Annotated in this window: 23 protein-coding genes, 2 tRNA genes, 1 other RNA gene and 1 pseudogene; 17 read left to right on the top strand and 10 right to left on the bottom strand. The window is 68.7% G+C overall.

All coding sequences use genetic code 11. The features are described 5' to 3' along the window. The first annotated feature begins 44 nt into the window (after positions 1-44). The 3 genes from AC3E6M_RS07625 to AC3E6M_RS07615 are packed head-to-tail and all read left to right on the top strand — an operon-like array spanning position 45 to position 2,370. A complete protein-coding gene (locus tag AC3E6M_RS07625; RefSeq protein WP_490529494.1) occupies positions 45-443 on the top strand; it encodes a hypothetical protein in 399 nt (132 codons plus the stop codon). Further along, positions 440-2,200, top strand: a complete 1,761-nt coding sequence (locus tag AC3E6M_RS07620; protein ID WP_490529493.1) for a pyocin knob domain-containing protein — start codon at positions 440-442, stop codon at positions 2,198-2,200. The genes AC3E6M_RS07625 and AC3E6M_RS07620 overlap by 4 nt, the downstream gene beginning before the upstream one ends. Then, the gene (locus AC3E6M_RS07615; RefSeq protein WP_490529492.1) at positions 2,197-2,370 is read left to right on the top strand and encodes a hypothetical protein; all 174 of its coding nucleotides are present in this window, start codon (positions 2,197-2,199) and stop codon (positions 2,368-2,370) included. Before AC3E6M_RS07620 ends, AC3E6M_RS07615 begins: the two co-directional genes overlap by 4 nt. On the opposite strand, the gene AC3E6M_RS07610 is transcribed toward AC3E6M_RS07615, so the two are convergent. After that, positions 2,367-2,579, bottom strand: a complete 213-nt coding sequence (locus AC3E6M_RS07610) for a hypothetical protein (RefSeq protein ID WP_490529491.1) — start codon at positions 2,577-2,579, stop codon at positions 2,367-2,369. The two genes, AC3E6M_RS07615 and AC3E6M_RS07610, sit on opposite strands and share 4 nt — an antisense overlap. A 219-nt stretch (positions 2,580-2,798) precedes the next feature. Between AC3E6M_RS07610 and AC3E6M_RS07605 the strand changes: the two genes are divergently transcribed. From AC3E6M_RS07605 to AC3E6M_RS07590, 4 genes are read left to right on the top strand one after another with little or no spacing between them, the layout of a single operon-like run. Then, complete coding sequence (locus AC3E6M_RS07605) at positions 2,799-3,008, top strand: hypothetical protein (protein ID WP_490529490.1); 210 nt, start codon at positions 2,799-2,801, stop codon at positions 3,006-3,008. Next, positions 3,005-3,652, top strand: coding sequence for a hypothetical protein (locus tag AC3E6M_RS07600; protein WP_490529489.1), 648 nt, complete (start codon positions 3,005-3,007; stop codon positions 3,650-3,652). Before AC3E6M_RS07605 ends, AC3E6M_RS07600 begins: the two co-directional genes overlap by 4 nt. Before the next feature lie 4 nt (positions 3,653-3,656). After that, positions 3,657-4,223 (top strand): hypothetical protein, encoded by a 567-nt coding sequence (locus tag AC3E6M_RS07595; RefSeq protein WP_490529488.1) that lies wholly within the window; start codon positions 3,657-3,659, stop codon positions 4,221-4,223. Next, positions 4,220-5,770 carry a putative Ig domain-containing protein gene (locus AC3E6M_RS07590; RefSeq protein WP_490529487.1) on the top strand — a complete coding sequence of 517 codons (1,551 nt, stop codon included), beginning with the start codon at positions 4,220-4,222 and terminating at the stop codon, positions 5,768-5,770. Before AC3E6M_RS07595 ends, AC3E6M_RS07590 begins: the two co-directional genes overlap by 4 nt. A gap of 135 nt (positions 5,771-5,905) precedes the next feature. Here the strand turns inward: AC3E6M_RS07590 and AC3E6M_RS07585 are convergent. Next, a tRNA-Lys gene (locus AC3E6M_RS07585) sits at positions 5,906-5,981 on the bottom strand. A gap of 102 nt (positions 5,982-6,083) precedes the next feature. On the opposite strand from AC3E6M_RS07585, the gene AC3E6M_RS07580 reads away from it, so the two are divergent. Both AC3E6M_RS07580 and AC3E6M_RS07575 read left to right on the top strand, forming a co-directional pair. After that, positions 6,084-6,908 (top strand): inositol monophosphatase family protein, encoded by an 825-nt coding sequence (locus tag AC3E6M_RS07580; RefSeq protein ID WP_394529562.1) that lies wholly within the window; start codon positions 6,084-6,086, stop codon positions 6,906-6,908. Then, the gene (locus AC3E6M_RS07575) at positions 6,905-7,486 is read left to right on the top strand and encodes a hypothetical protein (protein WP_138175093.1); all 582 of its coding nucleotides are present in this window, start codon (positions 6,905-6,907) and stop codon (positions 7,484-7,486) included. The genes AC3E6M_RS07580 and AC3E6M_RS07575 overlap by 4 nt, the downstream gene beginning before the upstream one ends. Here the strand turns inward: AC3E6M_RS07575 and AC3E6M_RS07570 are convergent. Beyond that, complete coding sequence (locus AC3E6M_RS07570) at positions 7,477-7,734, bottom strand: hypothetical protein (RefSeq protein WP_138175095.1); 258 nt, start codon at positions 7,732-7,734, stop codon at positions 7,477-7,479. The genes AC3E6M_RS07575 and AC3E6M_RS07570 overlap by 10 nt on opposite strands. A 60-nt stretch (positions 7,735-7,794) precedes the next feature. Here AC3E6M_RS07570 and AC3E6M_RS07565 point away from each other — a divergent pair, with 60 nt between their 5' ends. Then, entirely contained in the window at positions 7,795-8,334 is a 540-nt protein-coding gene (locus AC3E6M_RS07565; protein WP_138175097.1) for a YaeQ family protein, read from the top strand. A 58-nt stretch (positions 8,335-8,392) separates the two neighbouring features. Here the strand turns inward: AC3E6M_RS07565 and ssrA are convergent. Next, positions 8,393-8,762, bottom strand: a transfer-messenger RNA (tmRNA) gene (gene ssrA, locus AC3E6M_RS07560). 131 nt (positions 8,763-8,893) lie between these two features. Between ssrA and AC3E6M_RS07555 the strand changes: the two genes are divergently transcribed. Further along, complete coding sequence (locus tag AC3E6M_RS07555) at positions 8,894-9,547, top strand: SIMPL domain-containing protein (RefSeq protein ID WP_138175099.1); 654 nt, start codon at positions 8,894-8,896, stop codon at positions 9,545-9,547. A 45-nt stretch (positions 9,548-9,592) separates the two neighbouring features. On the opposite strand, the gene smpB is transcribed toward AC3E6M_RS07555, so the two are convergent. From smpB to prfB, 4 genes are all read right to left on the bottom strand, one after another. Continuing rightward, a complete protein-coding gene (gene smpB, locus AC3E6M_RS07550; RefSeq protein ID WP_138175101.1) occupies positions 9,593-10,069 on the bottom strand; it encodes an SsrA-binding protein SmpB in 477 nt (158 codons plus the stop codon). A 51-nt stretch (positions 10,070-10,120) separates the two neighbouring features. Then, a complete protein-coding gene (gene ftsX / locus AC3E6M_RS07545; RefSeq protein WP_138175103.1) occupies positions 10,121-11,038 on the bottom strand; it encodes a permease-like cell division protein FtsX in 918 nt (305 codons plus the stop codon). Next, positions 11,035-12,036: a cell division ATP-binding protein FtsE gene (gene ftsE, locus AC3E6M_RS07540; protein WP_138175105.1), complete on the bottom strand. Its 1,002-nt coding sequence runs from the start codon at positions 12,034-12,036 to the stop codon at positions 11,035-11,037. Before ftsE ends, ftsX begins: the two co-directional genes overlap by 4 nt. Positions 12,037-12,138: 102 nt before the next feature. Then, positions 12,139-13,251: a peptide chain release factor 2 gene (gene prfB / locus AC3E6M_RS07535; protein WP_138175107.1), complete on the bottom strand. Its 1,113-nt coding sequence runs from the start codon at positions 13,249-13,251 to the stop codon at positions 12,139-12,141. A gap of 71 nt (positions 13,252-13,322) precedes the next feature. Between prfB and AC3E6M_RS07530 the strand changes: the two genes are divergently transcribed. Beyond that, positions 13,323-14,543 (top strand): MFS transporter, encoded by a 1,221-nt coding sequence (locus AC3E6M_RS07530; protein WP_171024282.1) that lies wholly within the window; start codon positions 13,323-13,325, stop codon positions 14,541-14,543. Between the two features lie 117 nt (positions 14,544-14,660). After that, a complete protein-coding gene (locus AC3E6M_RS07525; protein WP_138175109.1) occupies positions 14,661-15,326 on the top strand; it encodes a YoaK family protein in 666 nt (221 codons plus the stop codon). A gap of 58 nt (positions 15,327-15,384) precedes the next feature. Here AC3E6M_RS07525 and AC3E6M_RS07520 read toward each other — a convergent pair whose 3' ends face one another. Further along, positions 15,385-16,398, bottom strand: a complete 1,014-nt coding sequence (locus AC3E6M_RS07520) for an NADPH:quinone reductase (RefSeq protein ID WP_138175111.1) — start codon at positions 16,396-16,398, stop codon at positions 15,385-15,387. Between AC3E6M_RS07520 and AC3E6M_RS07515 the strand changes: the two are divergent. The 4 genes and pseudogenes from AC3E6M_RS07515 to AC3E6M_RS07500 form a co-directional block, all read left to right on the top strand. Continuing rightward, positions 16,298-16,813: pseudogene (locus AC3E6M_RS07515) on the top strand (amidohydrolase family protein); the annotation flags it as partial. The gene AC3E6M_RS07520 and the pseudogene AC3E6M_RS07515 overlap by 101 nt on opposite strands. Then, positions 16,714-17,079 carry an amidohydrolase family protein gene (locus AC3E6M_RS07510; RefSeq protein WP_490529643.1) on the top strand — a complete coding sequence of 122 codons (366 nt, stop codon included), beginning with the start codon at positions 16,714-16,716 and terminating at the stop codon, positions 17,077-17,079. The pseudogene AC3E6M_RS07515 and the gene AC3E6M_RS07510, both read left to right, overlap by 100 nt. Positions 17,080-17,130: 51 nt before the next feature. Then, positions 17,131-17,212 (top strand) — tRNA-Leu (locus AC3E6M_RS07505). Positions 17,213-17,261: 49 nt separating this feature from the next. After that, positions 17,262-18,020: a DedA family protein gene (locus tag AC3E6M_RS07500; protein WP_138175141.1), complete on the top strand. Its 759-nt coding sequence runs from the start codon at positions 17,262-17,264 to the stop codon at positions 18,018-18,020. 9 nt (positions 18,021-18,029) lie between these two features. On the opposite strand, the gene ku is transcribed toward AC3E6M_RS07500, so the two are convergent. Next, positions 18,030-18,893: a non-homologous end joining protein Ku gene (ku, locus tag AC3E6M_RS07495; protein ID WP_138175115.1), complete on the bottom strand. Its 864-nt coding sequence runs from the start codon at positions 18,891-18,893 to the stop codon at positions 18,030-18,032. Positions 18,894-18,915 lie beyond the last annotated feature (22 nt).

Here is an 18,915-nt window from a genome sequence, read left to right as displayed (position 1 = left end):
GGCGAAGCGAATAGCGTGCAATCTCAGCCGTAGACTCCGCCGCCATGACCGCAGGAGCCTTCCCCATCGACCCGACTACACCCGTCGGGCAGCTCCGCTACCTGCTCGGCGACACCACTGCGACAGCGTCGCCGCAGGCGCCCGCCGGAACCAAGCTCTTCGCCGTCTGGTCCGACGCGGAGCTCATCGCGGCGATCGCCAACGCCGGAGGAAACGTCCTGCGCGCCGGCGGGCTTCTGGTCACCCAGCTCGCCCTGTTCTACGCCCAGCAGGGCCAGATGAGTATCAAGGCCGACGACCTCGGCCTCACCATCGGCGCCAAGGGCAGCGATCTCAACACCATCGCACGCACCCTCTTCCAGGAGGCCTCCGACCGCGACGCAGCGGAAGCGGACTCCTTCTTCGTCGCCGCACCTCTGCGCTCGGCAGGAGCCTGCCTGTGACCCTCGTACGCCTCCGCGGCCGCGTCCCCGGCTTCGGCCAGCTCGAAAACCTCGCCTCCGGAATCATCGCGCTCGAGCGCTGGAACGGGGAGGGCCCCGTGTCCCTCGTCGCGGGCCAGGACTACATCCCCGACACGATCCTGCGCACGAAGATCATCGACGGCCAGCCCGTCGACCTGCTCGACATCCTCCCCACCGACGGGACGTTCTGCATCCGCTGGACGATCGCCGCCACTGGGGCCGACCACTCCGGGACCCCGCTGGTCCGCTTCACCACGATCCCGACCTCCGACGAGGTGAACTTCGCCGACCTCCCCGACGTCGACCCGTCGACCTTCTCCCCGCTCGTCCCACTCCCTCCGTCCGCACAGCAGATCTTCGATGCAGCCTCCGAAGCGGTCCAGGAGGCTGCAGGCGAGGCGACCGACGCCCGCACAGCCCGCGTAGGTGCCGAAACGGCGCGCACGGGAGCGGAGACCGCTCGCGCCAACGCGGAGACCGCCAGTACGGCCGCCACCGGCGCGCGCGACACTGCTGCCCAGGCGAATACCGACGCGCAGGCCGCGCGCACCGGAGCCGAGACGGCGAGAGCGGGCGCGGAGACTGCCCGGACTGGAGCGGAGACCGCGAAGACCGCGGCCGAGACCGCGCGCGACCTTGCCCTCGCCGGACAGTTCGCCGGCACCGACCTCCTCACGACCGACCTCAACACGGTCTACCTGCCCGGCGTCTACCGGCAGCCCAACACTGCATCCGCACAGATCGCCCGGAACTATCCCGTAGAAGGCGTGTCGGGCATGCTCGTCGTGCTCAGTCGCAACAGCCTCGGCGCCACGGGCGGCCGCGCCGTCCAACAGTTCTACCCGCAGATCGGCGCCAACCTCACCGACGCCCGGCTGCACTACGAGCGCGCCTCCAACTCCGGCGGATGGACACCTTGGCGCGTCTTCCACAGCACTCGTGTCGACTCCCCCACGGGGCAGCCTGGCGCCGCGGCATACCTCTGGAACGACGTGAATAACGTCGAGCTCCAACTCGCCCCAACGATGATTAACCTCGGCACCACCGACCTCAACACGGTCACGTACCCCGGCACCTACCTGCAGCCGTCCACTTCGCAGAGCACCTTCGCCCGCAACTATCCCATCGAGAGCGTGACCGGCGTGCTCGAGGTGGCCCCCTCCAGCTCCGTCCTCGCCGTCGTCGTCCAGCGCTTCACAGTCTCCGGCGGCAACTGGGGCGCGGTCCGCGGCGTCCACACGCGACGCCTCACCGGCGGCGTCTGGGGCGCCTGGACCTTCATCCCGCAGCAGCGCGTCGACAACACCGCCGGCCGCGCGATGTATACGTGGGACGACACGACCAACCGCGAGCAGCTCTTCTACGGCGACACGGGCTGGCGCGGGGTGACCGGCCCCCTCCTGAACGGCTGGACGATGGGCTCGTACCGCATCCGACGAGTCGGAAGCCTGGTCTCCTTCGTGATCGGATCGCTCAACGGATCCGCCGCGACATCGCCGCAATTCGAGACACTGCCCGCCGGCTTCCAGCCATACTCCACCGAGGGCTTCACCCTCTTCTTCGAAGGCAACTCCCCCACGAGCGTTTACCGCGCGTACGTGGGCTCCTCGGGTCAGATGACCACAGGCACGCCGATCCCGGCTGTCAACATAGGCGGCACGATGACGTGGCTGACCTCACAGGCTTGGCCCACCACACTGCCCGGTACCGCACTCGGAGGAGTCCCCGTCGCATGAGCCCCGTCGACGTCCACAACACCGCAGTCGGCGGCCACGAGCTCGTCGACGTCGACCCCTTCCTCCCCACAGGGATCTGCGCGATCTGCGAAGGCGTGGCGCTCGACGAGCGACCGCCGGAGGATCGCGGCCCCGACAACCCGTACGATCCCGCGCTCCCCGCCGACTAGAGCAGCCCCTCCGCGCGGTAGTGCTCCACCCGCTCGAGGAACTCCAGCCAGCGTGTCCGCTGGTACTCCGTCTGTAGCTCCGGCTCAAGGCGCACGTCACGGCCGCCGCGGTGCGGAACCTCCCACGGAGGCTCCATGCCAGCGCGGAGGTAGGTCAGCTCGCGAGTCTCGTCCACGCCGCCGAGGCGCGCATCGGATCTTGGATCCATCCGCGGATCATACCGGCTGAAACTGACGCGCGGCGGGCCCGAAACTCCCGCCGCGCGCGGGGGCCCAAGACCCCACTCGGTCCGGGGCTCAGGGAAAACCGACGGTCCTAGCGATCAGACTATGGGCCGGAGCTTTCGTTTTCGGGCCCATTTTGGGGCCACGACACCACCTCGGAGCGAACGCATATTGACCGCCGCTCGGACCTAGACTCCGCGCCCGTGAAGAGTGACCGTTACCTGGACCTGCGAACCGGCAAGACCGGCGCCTACGACGGTGGCCACGCTCGCGTTTTTCGCCAGCTCGAGAAGCTCCCCGACGACGTCACTGTCGTCCAAGGCGGCGACGCTGCGCTGTCCGAAGGAGTGGACGCCGTCTTCGCGTTCTCGACGGATGCAGACGCCGTGATCCTTCGCGGGGGCGGTGCATGACCACCGAGATCAAAGCTCGCACCTTCCAGCGCGTCGCCGCGGCCGCTGAATGGACGTCCGTCAATCCGATCCTCGGGAACGGTGAAATCGGCGTCGACGTCACGTACAACCAGTTCCGCGTCGGCGACGGAGTGAAGCGCTGGCTCCAGCTCCCACCCGTCGGCGTGACCGTCGGCCAAATCGAGGGCCTCATCGACCAGTACCTCGCGGCCAACCCGCCCGCTGGCGGTGGCGGTGGCTCCAACCTCACGGTCGCGCCGCATCCCACGATCGCAGGCGCGGCCATCATCACGGTGAGCGGGTCCAGCGGTGGCGGCGACAACTCCACCGGCCTTCCCGTCATCACTGCGCACCCCCTCCCCGCCTCTCGTCGGGACCTCCAATCTCCGTACCCGAACCCGATCAGCTACTCGGTCGATTTCACGGCCAACCCCGCTGCGACCGTGCAGTGGCAGCACTCTCCCTACCCGGACCAGCCAGAAGTCGAGTCCGGCTGGGTGAACGTTCCGGGCGCCACCGACAAGACGTACACGTTCACGATGACCCAGGACTACCAGGGCGCATTCCGGGCCGTCGTCACCAACGCGCTCGGAAGCGTCAAGAGCAACTTCGCCATCATCACCGGCGTCTACATCACGGACTGAGCCCATGACGATCATCTTCCCCACCGTGGATCCCGGAACCGCCAAGATTCCCGCCTCCCTCATTCCGAACGCCGTGCCGAACGGCGGCGGCACAGGTCAGATGCTCGTCAAGACCGGAGGTGCCGACGGCGCGCTCGGGTGGGCAACCCCCACAGGTGGAAGCGGTGGGGGTGGTGCGGGGTCGGGCCTGCAGTCGACCGTGTGGTTCTTCCCCGGCAACGTTTCCGTCCGCACGTCCGGCGCCGCACTGGTGATGCCGCCCTACGGAACCTTCGAGCTCATCGGAGCGTCCCTCCTGGTCCAGGCCGCAGGCGTGTCAGTCGCCGGGAACACGGTGGTCCGCTTCACTGCAGAAGGCTCGGTCGTCGGCTCCATCAGCCTCGGCCCAACGGAGCTGCAAACCCGCGGCTGGCACAAGGCTTCAACGGATACTGCGAAGCAGATCTTTGCAACGGCCCCCGTCCTCTCACCCGAGACTGTCATGCGGTGCGAGATCCAGCAGATCCCCTCGGGCGGCGGCACGCTCCCCCAGAACCTCAGTGCGCAACTCTGGTGGAAGTGGACCGAATGATCCTCGAGGAGAGCTCCGCTTCCTTCATCACCCGACCAATCTCCGGACCGCGCGGACTGGGCGGCCAGGAGGTTGTCCAGGCGGCCAGCACGCCCTACGCGAGCGCGTCGATTCACCTCACGACCGCACTGAATCGCATCCCGGCTAGCCTGTGGCCGCTCGAGGAGTGGACCGCCCTTCTCGGCGGCCCCAACGTCGCCGGGGCTAAGGTCATGCGGCCGCGCTACTTCGCTGGTATCCCCGCGACCAACGAGATCAAAGCGCGCCTGTTCGCTCTCAACGGCCTCAACCCCGACTACTCCAACTGGGTCGGCCTCACCGTCGGACGCGGAGCCACCCTCCTCAACGCCGCCAACTCCGACATCTGGGTTCACGAATACGGCCACTTCGTCGACTCGCAGCTCGGACGCATCCAGGACCAGTACAAGGCGACGTGGAACGCCACCAACGCCACCGCCGTCACGAGTCGGCCAGCCTGGGCGAGCGCGTGGCGCGAGGCAAACGCACTGATCAAGAGTAACGGCGACGCCAACGCCTACGGTGCGACCAACGTCAATGAGTGGTTCGCAGAGCTCTTCGCCGCACAGCTCATCAGCTCGTACGTCGGAATCGGCGCCGTTTCGTACAGCACCGTCTTCTTCGTGCTCTGCGGCCGCGACGTCGACCTGACGGGACATATCCGGGGCCTCTTCCAGCAGATCATCCCCGACCTGCCGAAGTACGGCTGGCGAGATAGCGCCGGATCGACGCGCCTGACCCCCTGCGTCAGCGGCCGCCGACTCAGCGACCTTCGCACGGGCGTCCCGTTTACCCGCACCTTCGTCTCCGAGGTCTCCGAAGCCGTCATATGGGCGGTCACCGCCGGCTCCCTCCCTGCCGGCCTCGCGATGAGCAACGGCAACATCTCGGGGTCCCCCACCACGCCCGGGGCGTTTGACTTCACGCTGACCGCATCCAACGCCAACGGCTCCACCTCGCGCCGGTTCACGGGCACCGTGTTCGACTCCACGATCAACCCACCGGTCATCACGACCCCCGAGATCCTCCCTGCCGCGCTGTCAGGCGAGCCCTGGAGCGCCACGCTGGCCGCCACCGGCGCCGGGCCGATCACCTGGACCCGAGTCGTCGGCCCAGCCACGGTCGCCGTCGCCCAGGATGGCACCATCACCGTTCCCGACTCCTCCACGTTCACTGGGGGACAGTTCACTGCGCGCGCGACCAACGCCGGCGGCGTAGTTGAGAAGACCTTCACGATCCCCTACGGCATCGCCGCGAAGTGGTTCACGACGACGGTGCCGGACCTGACCGCGGGCCAGACTCCCAGCTCCGCCCCGAAGCTCGGAGCGCAAGGCTCCTTCCCCATCTACATCAGCCTCACCGGTGGCGCAGTCCCCGCCGGCATGACGCTCGACGCTCCGCAGCCCTCCTATGACGCCTACCTCCGCGGCACGCCCACGACGCCGGGCCCGTACTCCTTCGAGCTCACAGTGACGAACGAGTTCGGCACTGCCGCCCGTACCTTCTCGGGCACGGTTCTATCGCCCTAAGTAGCGCGGGTCCGCACTAGAGCGCTTTCGCTTGGGCACGTAGGGGGCACGAGAGCAGATTTCGTGCCCAAAGATCACGCCCCGCGACCCGCCCGTGGGAGCGAAAAAGGCCCGGTTTCCCGGGCCTTTTTCTTTTGGTGCACCCCCTGGGACTTGAACCCAGAACCCACTGATTAAGAGTCAGTTGCTCTGCCGATTGAGCTAGAGGTGCGTTCTGTTGGCCCGGAAACTGCGATCCGAACCGAGGGATTACGTTACCAGGCGTGACGCGGGCGCACCAAATCGGGCCGAGGACGCCGTCTATCCTGGAGCCGTGTCTCCCATCGATGAGTCCCTCTCGTCCTCGGCATCCCCCCGTGACGACCTCGAGTTGGCGCTGCGTCTGGCCGATGCCGCCGACGCCGTCGCCATGGCACGCTTCGACGCGGCCGACCTGCGGATCGACACCAAACCCGACCGCACGCACGTCACCGAAGCCGATCTCGCGACCGAACGGGCGATCCGAGAAATCCTTGATGCCGAGCGTCCGGGTGATGCCATCCTCGGCGAGGAGTACGGAACGTCGGGAGACACCGCCCGCCGCTGGGTCATCGACCCGATCGACGGGACGCACAACTACATGCGCGGGATCCCGGTGTGGGCGACGCTCATCGCGCTCAGCGTCGACGGTGTGCCTCAGGTCGGCGTGGTGAGTCAGCCGGCGCTCGGCCGCCGGTGGTGGGCGGCGACGGACCACGGAGCCTGGACCAACGGCCGCGACGGAGAGCCGCGTCGCATCCACGTGTCCGACGTCGACGACATCGCGCACGCGAGCATCAGCTTCCAGAGCATCGAGCAGTGGGACGACGTCGATCTCGTGCCGACGCTGGAGCGCCTCACCCGCGCGGTGTGGCGCGACCGCGGCTACGGCGACGCCCTGCCCTACATGTGGCTCGCCGAGGGACGCCTCGAACTCGTCGCCGAGTTCGGGGTGAAGGAGTACGACATCGCCGCCATCGCCCCGATCGTGCGCGAGGCCGGCGGACGCTTCAGTGCCTTCGACGGCTCCGATCGCCTCGACGCCGAGTCCTCCCTCGCGACCAACGGAACGCTGCACGACGCGTTCCTCGCCTTCCTGCACGACGAGGACACCGAGTGAAGGTCACGCGCATCGCCGCGGTCGCGGCATCCCTGGTCGTCGCCGGGGCGCTGAGCGCGTGTGCGCCGAACACGGCTCCGCCCCCGGCCGCCACCGCCGCTCCGGCCAACACGGCCTCGCCGACAACCCCCGACCCCTCGCCGACCATCGACGGTGACGCCGAGGCCGCCGATCCCACGTGCGAGACGATCATCCTGCGCTCCACGGCCACCGACTTCCGCAGCCTCGGCTGGACCGCACAGTCCGAGACGTTCCGCATCGGGGCGACCGAGGTGCGTGACGGCATCCTGTGCAAGTGGAGCGACGGGTCGGCAACGGCTGATCGTGTGCAGATGTTCGGCTGGGCGCCGATCGACGAGTCCGCGGCCGAGAAGGCGCAGAACGATCTGGTCGGCTCCGGCTGGAAGCGCGAAGAGGGGTCGAACGGCGAGGTCTACGTCACCGAGAACCACGAGTGGCTCGGCGGACGCGGGGCCGACGGCTACGGCATCACCTACCTCTTCGGCGACGGCTGGGTGAAGGTCGCCGACACGAAGCAGAGTCTCGTCCTGATCGACTGGCCGCCGGCTCAGCGGTAGGGGTTCACCGCGTCGGGCTCGCCCGAGGCGGCGTGGCCCTGGTCCCACGCGTCCCCGCGCGCCTCGCGGTCGCGCCAGAGGCCGTCGACCTGCAGCACGCGCTGCGCGAACGCCACCCAGTCGCTCCACCCACCCGACACCGCACCGTCCGGCGCGCGGGAGCCGGTCGCCGTCCACGTCGGGGACTCGGCATCCGGATCCAGCTGGAAGGGGCCGACATCGATGCGCTGCGCGCGGGGATCGGGCATCCTCCGACGGTAGGTCGCCCGCGCGGTCGCGAGCAAGCGCGTGACGTAGGCTCGGTCGTCGTGGCTATCGGCGCGACCATTCACACCTTCACGGTGCAGCTCTCCGACGTGGACCGCGGCGTCTACGACGAACTTCCGCTGCGCGTCGCGCGGCATCCCTCCGAGACCGACGCGTACATGCTCACGCGCGTCCTCGCGTACTGCCTCGAATACGAAGAGGGCATCGCCTTCAGCGAGGGCGTCTCCGCGACCGACGAGCCGGCCGTGATGGTGCGCGACCTCACCGGCGCGCTCGTCGCCTGGATCGAGGTCGGAGCCCCGGATGCCGCGCGCCTCCACACCGGAAGCATGAAGGCCGAGCGCGTCGCGATCTACACCCACCGCGACCCCGAGAAGGTCGCCGCCCCCTGGGCCGGCAAGCGCATCCACCGCGGCGAGGACGTGCTGCTCCACTCTTTCGACTCGGGCTTCGTCGAGCGGATGGCCGGCGCGATCGAACGCCGCAACACCGCGACGCTCACGCGCACCGAGAACCGTGTGTACCTCGAACTCAACGACGCCTCGGGCGAGAGCGACATCCACACCCGCTCGGCATCCTGAAACGAGAAGACCCCCGCTCGCAATCGCGAACGGGGGTCTTCTCGACAGGGACGATGGTTCGTGGAGCTGGGGGGAATCGAACCCCCGTCCAACGCTGGGTCTCCGCGTTTTCTCCGGGCGCAGTCTGTGCAGACGTTCTACTCGGCCCCGACCTTTGTCACAGACACCTAAGTCGACAGGCCCAGTCCGGGAAAAGTCCCGCGTGACGTCCGGACGCCGTCACACAGCAAGACCCCTAAATGACGCCAGAATCCGTGGCGGGGTCACACACGGTCTGACGGACTATCGGGCTCGCTTACGCAGCGAGGGCGAAGTCAGTGCGCTTGGTTTCGGCACTTATAGTTTTGCAGGGAGCGTTTACGAGATAACCCCACATCCTCGGCCCGCTTCTCGCGGGTTCGCAGGCGCTGTCGAAACCGATCAGCCCCGGGAACTCCGTGAAGGAGCGACCATCGTCACACTGTTGACTTACCAATCGGATGCCGAGACACCCGAGCATCACAGTCTACAACGGATCCGTATCCTGGGCCATTCCCACGCGCTCGCGTAGGCTCCCCGCATGAGCCACGTCATCATCACTGTCCGGGGCGAGAGCGAGACTCGCGTGCGCGCGGAAGAGGCGGCGGTGAGGGTGACCGTGTCGACCGACGGCCCGTCCCGCGGACCCGTGGTCGAGCGGGCTCAGGAGCGGGCGGCATCCGTGCAGGACGGCCTCGTCGCCCACTTGCGGTCCGGTGAGGTGTCGGAGTGGTCGAGCGCCCGCGTCTCGGTCTGGTCGGACCGACCGTGGAACAACGAGGGCGCGCAACTCCCCCTCGTGCACCACGCGAGCGTCGAGCTCTCGGCCACGTTCACCGATGCCGGGGCACTGTCGTGGTGGCTCGGTGACGTGACCGAGTCCGACGACGTGCAGGTCACGGCCGTCGACTGGCGGCTGTCGCGCGCGACGCGCGTCCGCGTGGAGGGAGAGGTCGCCTCCGACGCGGTCCACGTCGCCGTCGAGCGCGCCACCGCGTACGCGGACGCGCTGGGGCTGGCATCCGTCAGCGCCGTCGAGATCGCTGACGCGGGACTGCTCGAGGTGCGCCCGGAGGCGACCGCGTTCAAGGGAGCGCGCATGATGGCCATGGCGGATGCCGGGCCCTCGTTCAGCCTGCAGCCGCCCGAGATCGTCGTGAGCGCCGTCGTCGAGGGGCGTTTCCGCGCCGAGTGAGGCTCAGGAAGCGCAACGGCTGACCTTCAACCAGTGCGTTCTGGGTCAGTCGCCCAAGCGGTTCTTCGTCCGCATCGCCCGCTCCGCCTCGCGCTTGTCTTCGCGCTCCCGGATCGTCTGGCGCTTCTCGAACTCGCGCTTGCCCTTCGCGACAGCGATCTCGACCTTGGCCCGGCCGTCGAGGAAGTACAGCCGCAGCGGCACGAGGGTGTAGCCCCCGGCAGCGACCGCGTGCGAGAGCTTGATGATCTCTTCCTTGTGCAGCAGCAGCTTGCGGGTGCGCTTGGCGGAGTGGTTGGTCCAGTGCCCCTGCGAGTACTCGGGGATGTGGACGGCATCGAGATACGCCTGCCCGCCGTCGATGTACGCGTAGCCGTCGGTGAGGTTCGCTCGCCCTTGACGCAGCGACTTCACCTCGGTGCCCGTGAGCACCAGTCCGGCTTCGTACGTCTTCTCGATGGCGTAGTCGTGGCGCGCCTTCTTGTTCGACGCGATGAGCTTCTCACCCTGCTCACGAGGCATGGTGCCACCTCCTCATGATCATGGGCACACAGAGCCCATCAGTCTACGCGATCAGGCGCGCAGCCAGCGTCGGATCGCAAAGCTCGCGCTCAACGCGGCCAGCAGCACACCGATGACGATGATCACTGGTACGACGATGGCGACGTCTCCGACGCCCACCCACGAGGTGATGAAGCTCACGCGATCGCGCAGGTACTGGTTGACACCGACGCCCACCATCGCCCACACGGCGACGCTCGCGAGGGCCGAACCGATCAACGCTGCCAACACGCCCTCGAGGACGAACGGTGTCTGGATGAACCGGTTCGACGCGCCTACCAATCGCATGATCCCCAGCTCTCGACGGCGGGCGAACGCCGACAGGCGGATCGTCGTCGCGATGAGAAGGACGGCTGCGATGAGCATGAGCCCCGCGATTCCGACGGCGACGTAGGTCGCCACCGTGAGCGTCTGGAAAAGAGGCTCCAGGTACTGCATCTGGTTGGTGACTTCTTCGACGCCCGCCTGGTTGCTGAACGCCTCGGAGATGACATCCGATTGCCGCTGGTCGACCAGGTTGATGCTGAAGGTCGCGTTGAACTGGTCGGCCGTGACGACGCCGGCGATGTCGTCCGAGAGCAGAGACTTCGCGTTCTCGAACACCTCGTCGCTCGTAGAGAAGGTGTAGTTGCGGATCAGCGGTGCCAGCGCCGGGCCGTCGAGCGTGGCGCGCACCTGATCGATCTGCTCCTGGCTCGCCGCTTGGCCGGTGGTGCAGGACGGCGTGTCCGACACGGTCGCGCACATGAACACCGCGACCTGGGCACGGTCCGCCCAGTACGACTGCATCTTGCCGATCTGCATCTGCATGAGCATCGCGGCGCCGACGAAGGTCAGAGAGACGAAAGTCACCAGGATCACCGAGATGACCATCGAGGCGTTGCGGCGAAGCCCGCTGAAGGCTTCGGAGAGGATGAGACCGAATCTCATGACGTGGGTCCCACTTCGTCGGCGCGGTCGTTCTTGTCGCCCAGTCCGAGGCGGTCGGCGAGGCCGAGAGCCTCGACGTCGGGCGTGGTCACCGGAATCGACCGCGTGTGCGTACCCGGCTCACGGGGAGCCTCGGCCGTCGCGGACGGGGCTTCGCTCTCCCTCGACTCGGCGCGCGCGATGTCGGCCGGGTTCAGCGGCTCCACCGAACCGGTGATGTGGGCCACTTCGCGCTGGACCTCGAGCACGGCGGTCAGAGCGGCGACGGCGGCCGCGCCCTTTTCGACCTCGGGCGCGAGACGCGGCAGGCCGGACGTGTCGCCGTAGCCGCCGTGGCGCTCGTCACGGACCATCTCGCCGTTCTTCAGCTCGATCACGCGACGCTGCATCTGATCGACGAAGCCGGCCTCGTGCGTGGCCATGACGACGGTGGTGCCACCGGCGTTGATGCGCGCGAGGAGCCGCATGATGTCGATGGAGGTGCCGGGGTCGAGGTTTCCGGTCGGCTCGTCGGCGAGCAGGACCTGCGGGCGGTTCACCAGCGCACGGGCGATCGCGACACGCTGCTGCTCACCGCCCGAGAGCTCGTGCGGCAGACGCTTCTCCTTGCCGTCGAGGCCGACGAGAGCGAGGACCTCGGGCACCGCCTGCTGGATGAACCCGCGCGAGGCGCCGGTGACCTGCAGAGTGAAGGCCACGTTCTGGTGCACCGTCTTGTTGGGCAGCAGACGGAAATCCTGGAAGACCGACCCGATGTGCCGCCGGAAGTACGGCACCTTCCGGTTGGACAGGGTGCGCAGGTCGCGACCGAGCACGACGACACGCCCCTCGCTGGGTGTCTCGGCCCGCAGGATCAGCTGCAGGCACGACGACTTGCCGGAGCCGGAGGCCCCGACGAGGAAGACGAACTCTCCGCGCTGCACCTCGAAATCGACGGCGCTGAGCGCCGGTCTCGTGGTGCCGCGATACCTCTTGGTGACGTTCTCGAACCGGATCATGGCTCGACGAGCCTAAGCGCGCGAGCGGTTCCGCCCGAGAGGACTCGCCGGGTCGCGAAACCGGGAGAGTCCTATGGATGCCGCGAGGTGCGGCATCCGGGATCAGTCGTCGTCGTCCTTGCGCTTGCGCCAGCGGATTCCCGCCGCGATGAGCCCGTCGAGGTCACCGTCGAAGACGACCGCGGGGTTACCGACCTCGTAGCCCGTGCGGAGGTCTTTCACGAGCTGCTGACCGTAGAGGAAGTAGGAGCGCATCTGGTCGCCCCAGCTGGCGGTGATCGTGCCCGCGAGCTCTTTCTTCTTCGCCGCTTCCTCTTCGCGCTTGAGCAGCAGCAGTCGAGTCTGGAGCACCCGCATGGCGGCGGCGCGGTTCTGGATCTGGGACTTCTCGTTCTGCATCGACACGACGAGTCCCGTGGGGAGGTGGGTGATGCGCACCGCGGAGTCCGTCGTGTTGACCGACTGCCCACCGGGGCCCGACGAACGGAAGACGTCGACGCGGATGTCGCCTTCGGGCACCTCGACCTCGACGGCCTCTTCCATCACGGGGATGACCTCGACGGCGGCGAAGCTCGTCTGACGCTTGTCGGCGCCGCCGAACGGGCTGATGCGCGCGAGGCGGTGCGTACCGGCCTCGACCGAGAGCGTGCCGTACGCGTAGGGCACGTCGATCTCGAAGGTGGCGGACTTGATGCCCGCGCCCTCGGCATACGAGGTGTCCATCACCTTGACCGGGTACTTGTGACGCTCGGCCCAGCGCAGGTACATGCGCAGGAGCATCTCGGCGAAGTCCGTGGCGTCGTCGCCACCGGCACCCGAGCGGATCGTGACGACGGCCGAGCGGGCGTCGTACTCGCCGTCGAGGAGCGTCTGCACCTCGAGCTGGCCGATGACATCGCGAAGAGACGCGAGCTCCTTGCGAGACTCCTCGGCCGAGTCCTCGTCATCCATCTCGATCGCGAGGCCCACGAGCACCTCGAGGTCGTCGAGACGCTGCTCGATCTCGGTGATCCGCTTGAGCTCGGCCTGACGGTGGCTGAGACGACTCGTGATCTTCTGAGCGTTGTCGACGTCGTCCCACAGGTCGGGAGCACCGGCCTCTTCGCTCAGGCGTTCGATGTCGGCGGTGAGTGCGTCGACGTCGACCACGGCCTGGATATCGGCGAAGGTCGAGCGCAGCGCCTGAATGTCGGCGGTCAAATCGAGTTCGAGCATTTGAGATCAAGCCTATCGTGGAGACGGTGACAGCCGACTCTCCCCGGAACGTGCTGGTGCGCTTCGCGCCCATGATCTACGGCCCCACGCTGCTGTTCGCCCTCGGCGAGGGGGCGGTGATCCCCCTCATCCCGGTGATCGCCACGCGCCTGGGCGCGGACGTCGCCGTGGCGGCGCTCATCGCCGCGGCACTCGTCGTCGGCCAGCTGTGCGGGAACATCCCCGCCGGGTGGGCGGTGGCGCGCTTCGGCGAGCGCATCACGATGGGCGTTGCGGGCATCGTCATCCTCGCCGGGCTCGTGGGGGTGGTCTTCGCCGACTCGCTCGTGATCTTCGCGGCGGCGGTGTTCCTGATCGGGTTCTGCGCGGCATCCTTCGCTCTGGCCCGTCATTCGTTCATGACGACGCGCGTGCCGCTGCACTTCCGGGCGCGGGCGCTCTCACTCCTGGGCGGGACGTTCCGGCTCGGGATGTTCGTGGGGCCGTTCATCTCGGCCGCGCTCTTGGGCATCTTCGGCGACGAGTCGGCCTCGATCGCGTTCTTCGCGGTGTGCCAGGTCGCCACGATCCTGCTCGTGTTCCTGGGACCGGATCCCGAGCGGGCCGTCGCCGCCGCGTCGCCCGTGGGGCCCGGACCGGATGCCGAGGACACCGGCGAACCCGTCACCGGTTCGATCCCCGTGGCGGAGCGGGCAGGGGTGTTCCGCACGATGTGGCGCTTCCGGGGGGTGCTCGCGCGGCTCGGGCTCGCCGCCGCGTCGCTCTCGGCGGTGCGATCCGCCCGGCAGGTCGTCCTTCCGCTGTGGGGTGTGTCGCTGGGCTTGGATGCCTCGACGATCGCGCTGGTCGTCGGTGTCTCGGGGGCGATCGATTTCGCGCTGTTCTATGCCAGCGGGCAGGTGATGGACCGCTTCGGGCGCCTGTGGGCGGCGCTGCCGGCGATGGTCCTCATGGGTGCTGGCTTCTTCGCTCTGTCGTTCACGCACGAGCTGGACAGCGCGGCGATGTGGTTCGCGATGTTCGCGGCGGTACTCGGCGTCGGCAACGGGCTCTCCAGCGGCATCCTGCTCACCCTGGGCGCCGACATCGCACCGCCGACCGAACCGGCGGCGTTCCTGGGGTCGTGGCGCACGCTCACTGATGCCGGTGGCGCGATCGCTCCCTTGATCATCTCTGCCCTGACGGCGGCGGTGTCGTTGCCGGTGGCCGTGGGAGCGATGGGGGTCGTCGCCGCGCTGGGCGCGGTGGGCTTCGTGCGGTGGGTGCCGCGCTATGTGCCGCGAACACGGTGAAACCCGGAGCGGGTGCTTCGTGACGCGGACCGGGCGGCGGCGCCGATTTGCCCGCCGAGCGGTTCACGCTCCACGATGAAGCCGAACCACCCGCGCGCGCACCGAGGAGAACACCACGTGAAGGACGTCGATCGCGGGGCCCTCGCGATCTCGGCCGCCCTCGCCGGCGTCGCCGGATACGTGGATGCCATCGGGTTCCTGGACACCGGTGGGCTGTTCGTCTCGTTCATGAGCGGCAACTCCACCCAGGCCGCCGTCGAGGTCTTCGGTCCCGGCGCCGCGGTGGCTCTCGCCTCGGCGGGGATCATCGCCGCCTTCGTCTTCGGCGTCGCCGTCGGGGGCGTGGCGGCCACGCTCCTCGCCCGTCCGCGGGCATGGATCGTCGGGGGCGCGACGGTGGCGGTCGCCCTGGTCGCCGTGCTCGCTTTCGGCGGCGAGACGACGCTCTGGCGGGTGGCCCTGCTCGCGGCGGGGATGGGCGCGCTCAACACGCTCTTCCTCGCCGACGGACGAGCCCGCGTAGCGATCACCTACTCGACCGGGACACTCGTCAGCCTCGGCCTGGCCCTCGCGGCCGCGGCCACCGGAGGATCCCGCCGCGCCTGGCGGCGACCGCTCCTGCTGTGGTCGTCGCTCGTCGGCGGTGCCGTCGTCGGGGCGGTCGCCCACCGCGGAGGCAGCCCGTTCGCCCTGTCCTTCGCCGCCGTCGTGCTGACGATCGTGACCGTGATCCTCGCCGTCCGCCCCTCTGCCACGGAGCGCGGGCCCTCGGCAGAGCGCTGACGCGACCGGACGCCGCCGCGGAGACCCGCCGACCCGACCCGGAACGCCGGGGCCCGCTTCACACCCGGATGAGCACCTTCCCGGTCACGCCCGCCTCGACGGCGTCGTGCGCGGCAGCGGTCTCGTCGAGGGCGAACCAGGTGAGCGGCAGTCCGCTCTCCTCCCCCACCGGGAGCGCGCCGTCGGCGACAGCGGCCGACACGTCCTCGGCCGCGGCGGCCAAGGCATCCTCGCCCACCGTGTACAGCAGCAATCCCTGCCACCGCGCGTTCTTCGCGAAGCTCTCGCGGACGGCAGCGGTGAAGGTGTCGCCCCCGTTGTCGGCGTAGTAGCCGATCGAGCCGTGGTTGGCGAGCACCTCCACGTCGAGACCCGCGTTGTCGGCGATCGCGACCTCGACGACGTGGTCGATGCCGTCGGGGGCGATCTCGCGGATGCGGTCGGCCAGACCCGGCTCGGTGTACCGCAGCACGTGGGGAGCGCCCGCCGCGCGCGCGAGAGCCTCCTTCTCGGCGCTGCTGACGGTGGCGATGACGGTCGCCCCCGCCCACGCCGCGAGCTGGATCGCCGCGTGGCCCACCGCGCCCGCACCTCCCTGAACGAGAACCGAGCGACCGGTCAGGGCGCCGGGCGACAGACGTGCGGGCCCGAACTCGTGCACGGTGAGCGCGCGATGCGCCGTCATGGCGGGAACACCGAGGCTCGCCCCCAGCTCGAACGACGCAGCCTCGGGCAGCGGCACGGCGCGCGAGGCCGGGATCACGGCGTACTCCGCTGCGGTCCCGGTCGGACGCTGGTGGGCGGCGAGATAGACCCACACGCGATCCCCCACGGCCAGGTCGTCCACCCCGTCGCCGACGGCATCCACCGTGCCGGCACCGTCCTGATTCGGCGTCACTTCGTCGGCGACGAGCGGCCGGCCGACCGAGGCCCGCGCCTTCCAGTCGGTCGGGTTCACGCCCGAGACGGCGATGCGCACGCGCACCTCACCCGCCGCGGGTTCGGGGACCTCCCGCTCCACGAGCGAGAGGACGGAGGAGTCACCGGGGGTGCTGTACACGATCGCCTTCATACGAAGTCCCAAGTTCCCGCGGGCGCCCCGCATTCCCGCGGCGTGTGCGCCTGGGAATCGCCACCCTGGAGGAATGTCCTCTCTCGTGATCGCCGACGGCGTCCCGTTCCTGCCCGACCTCGCGCCCGATTCCGCGCGGGACCGTGCGGCGATCGGCATCCGAGAAAGCACGATCGTCGCGATCGGCGACCTCGCTGACGTGCGAGACGCGGTCGGCCCGGGCGTCGAAGAGATCGACGCCGCGGGTGGACTCGTCACGCCCGGGTTCGTCGACGCGCACGTCCACCTCGGCGTCGGGGCGGTGGACGCCCTGCGCTGCGACCTCGCGGGCGCCGCGTCATTGGACGAGATCGACGCGCGCATCCGCCGCTTCGCGTCCGCCCATCCCGGCGACTGGGTGGTCGGCGGCGGCTGGGATCCGTCGCCGTCACGCGTCGCCCACCGGGTGAGCCGGATGCCGGACCCCTCGGCCCCGAGGAGTCGCTGCCCCTCGGGGCCGCGATCGACGCCTACACGCGCGGCTCCGCGACCCTCCTCGGAGTCGGCACCGGCCTCCTGCGCATCGGAGAGCGGGCCGACCTCGCCGTCGCCGACCGCGATCCCTTCGCCGGTCCGGCGGAGGCTCTTCACGAGACCCGCACCGCGCTCACCGTCCTGGGAGGTGCCGTCATCGCGTCTTGACGGCAGCTTCACATAGAGCCGTGACCGCGCGCCCATAGAATGAGGGCACTCGCGGGAGTGGTGAAACCGGCAGACACGCAGGATTTAGGTTCCTGTGCCTTCGGGCGTGGGGGTTCAAGTCCCCCCTTCCGCACGGCTTCTCCTCCGCACCAGCATTCTTCCGACCCGACGGGACCGATGTGATCCACCCCACTGCCCTGCTCCCGTGGCTCGACCCGGCGGCCATCATCACCAATTCCCAGCCCTGGGCGCTGCTGGTGGTCTGTTTCATCATCTTCGCCGAGACCGGCCTGCTGATCGGCTTCCTGCTGCCCGGAGACACCCTGCTGATCATGGCGGGACTGCTCTCGCACTCCACCACCGCCGCCCCGAACGGCGTCTTCGGCATCAACGCCTGGTTCGTCGCCCTGGCCATCGGAGTCGCCGCCTTCATCGGCGGCGAGGTCGGCTACTTCATCGGCCACAAGGCCGGACCATCGATCTTCGAGCGCAAAGAGTCCGGGATCTTCAGCCGCAAGAACGTCGAACGCACGAACGCGTTCTTCGAGCGGTTCGGCGGGATCACCGTCATCCTGGCCCGCTTCGTTCCCGTGGTGCGCACGTTCGCGCCCATCGCCGCCGGTGTCGGGCACATGCCGTGGCGCCGCTACACGCTCTACAACCTCATCGGCGCGATCATCTGGGGCATCGGCCTCACGATGCTCGGCTATGCCGTGGGCTACATCCCCTTCGTGCGCGACATCGTCACCGAGTACATCGACGTGATCCTGCTCGCCGCCGTCGCCGGAACGGCGATCTTCATCGGCATCCACTACTTCCGCGAGCGCGCCGCTGCCAAGCGCGACGCCGCCGCGGGTCGGGGGTCCGTGTCGCACGCCGAGGCTCAGGAACTCACGCTCGACCCGAAGACCCTCGAAGACGGCGACCAGCGCGCGCACTGATCGCGGCGGCTACGACGCTTTCGAGGCCTTCTTCTTCCCCGCCGGTTTCTTCGCCGGCTCACGCTTGTCAGCGGTGCCCGCCCGCGCGGCGCGGCTGCGCTCGACGCTGGCGCGCAGTGCCTCCATCAGATCGATGACCTCGCCGCCGTCGTCGTCGGCATCCTGCTCGCCGAACGTCGCCGCGGTGTCGATCGCGTCGCCCTGCTCGAGCTTCGCGTCGATCAACGTGCGCAGCTCGCGCTGATACTCGTCACCGAATTCCTCGGCATCGAAGTCCTTCGAGAAGCTCTCGACGAGCGAGGCCGACATCTCCAGCTCTTTCGCCGAGATGCGGACGTCGTCGTCGAGCGCGGGGAAGGCGGCCTCGCGCACTTCGTCGGCCCAGAGCAGCGTTTGGAGCACGAGCACGTCGCCGCGCGTACGCAGCGCCGCGAGCCGCGTCTTCTGCCGGAGCGAGAACCGCACGATCGCGGTGCGGTCGGTCTGCTCGAGCGTCTTGCGCAGCAGGACGTAGGCCTTCGGCGACGTCGAGTCGGGTTCGAGGTAGTACGCCTTGTCGAGTGTGAGGAGGTCGACCTGGTCGCTGGGGACGAACTCCACCACCTCGATCTCGCGGCTGCGTTCGCTGGGGAGCGACGCGAGATCGTCCTTGGTCAGGACGACCGTCTGCTCGCCGTCGTCATACGCCCGGTCGATGTCCTGATAGGGGACGACTTCGCCGTCCACCTCGCAGATCCGCTGGTAGCGGATCCGTCCCCCGTCCTTGTTGTGCACCTGGTGCAGGGGCACGTCGTGGTCCTCGGTCGCCGAGTACACCTTCACCGGCACGTTGACCAGGCCGAAGGTCAGTGCACCCTTCCAGATCGATCGCATGGTCCCAGTGAACACCGGAAGG

Source organism: Microbacterium sp. SCPM-O-B-15248 (M128) (genome assembly GCF_058214835.1).
Note: the sequence above shows the minus strand (reverse complement) of the source record. Positions and strands in the feature narration are given on the sequence as shown.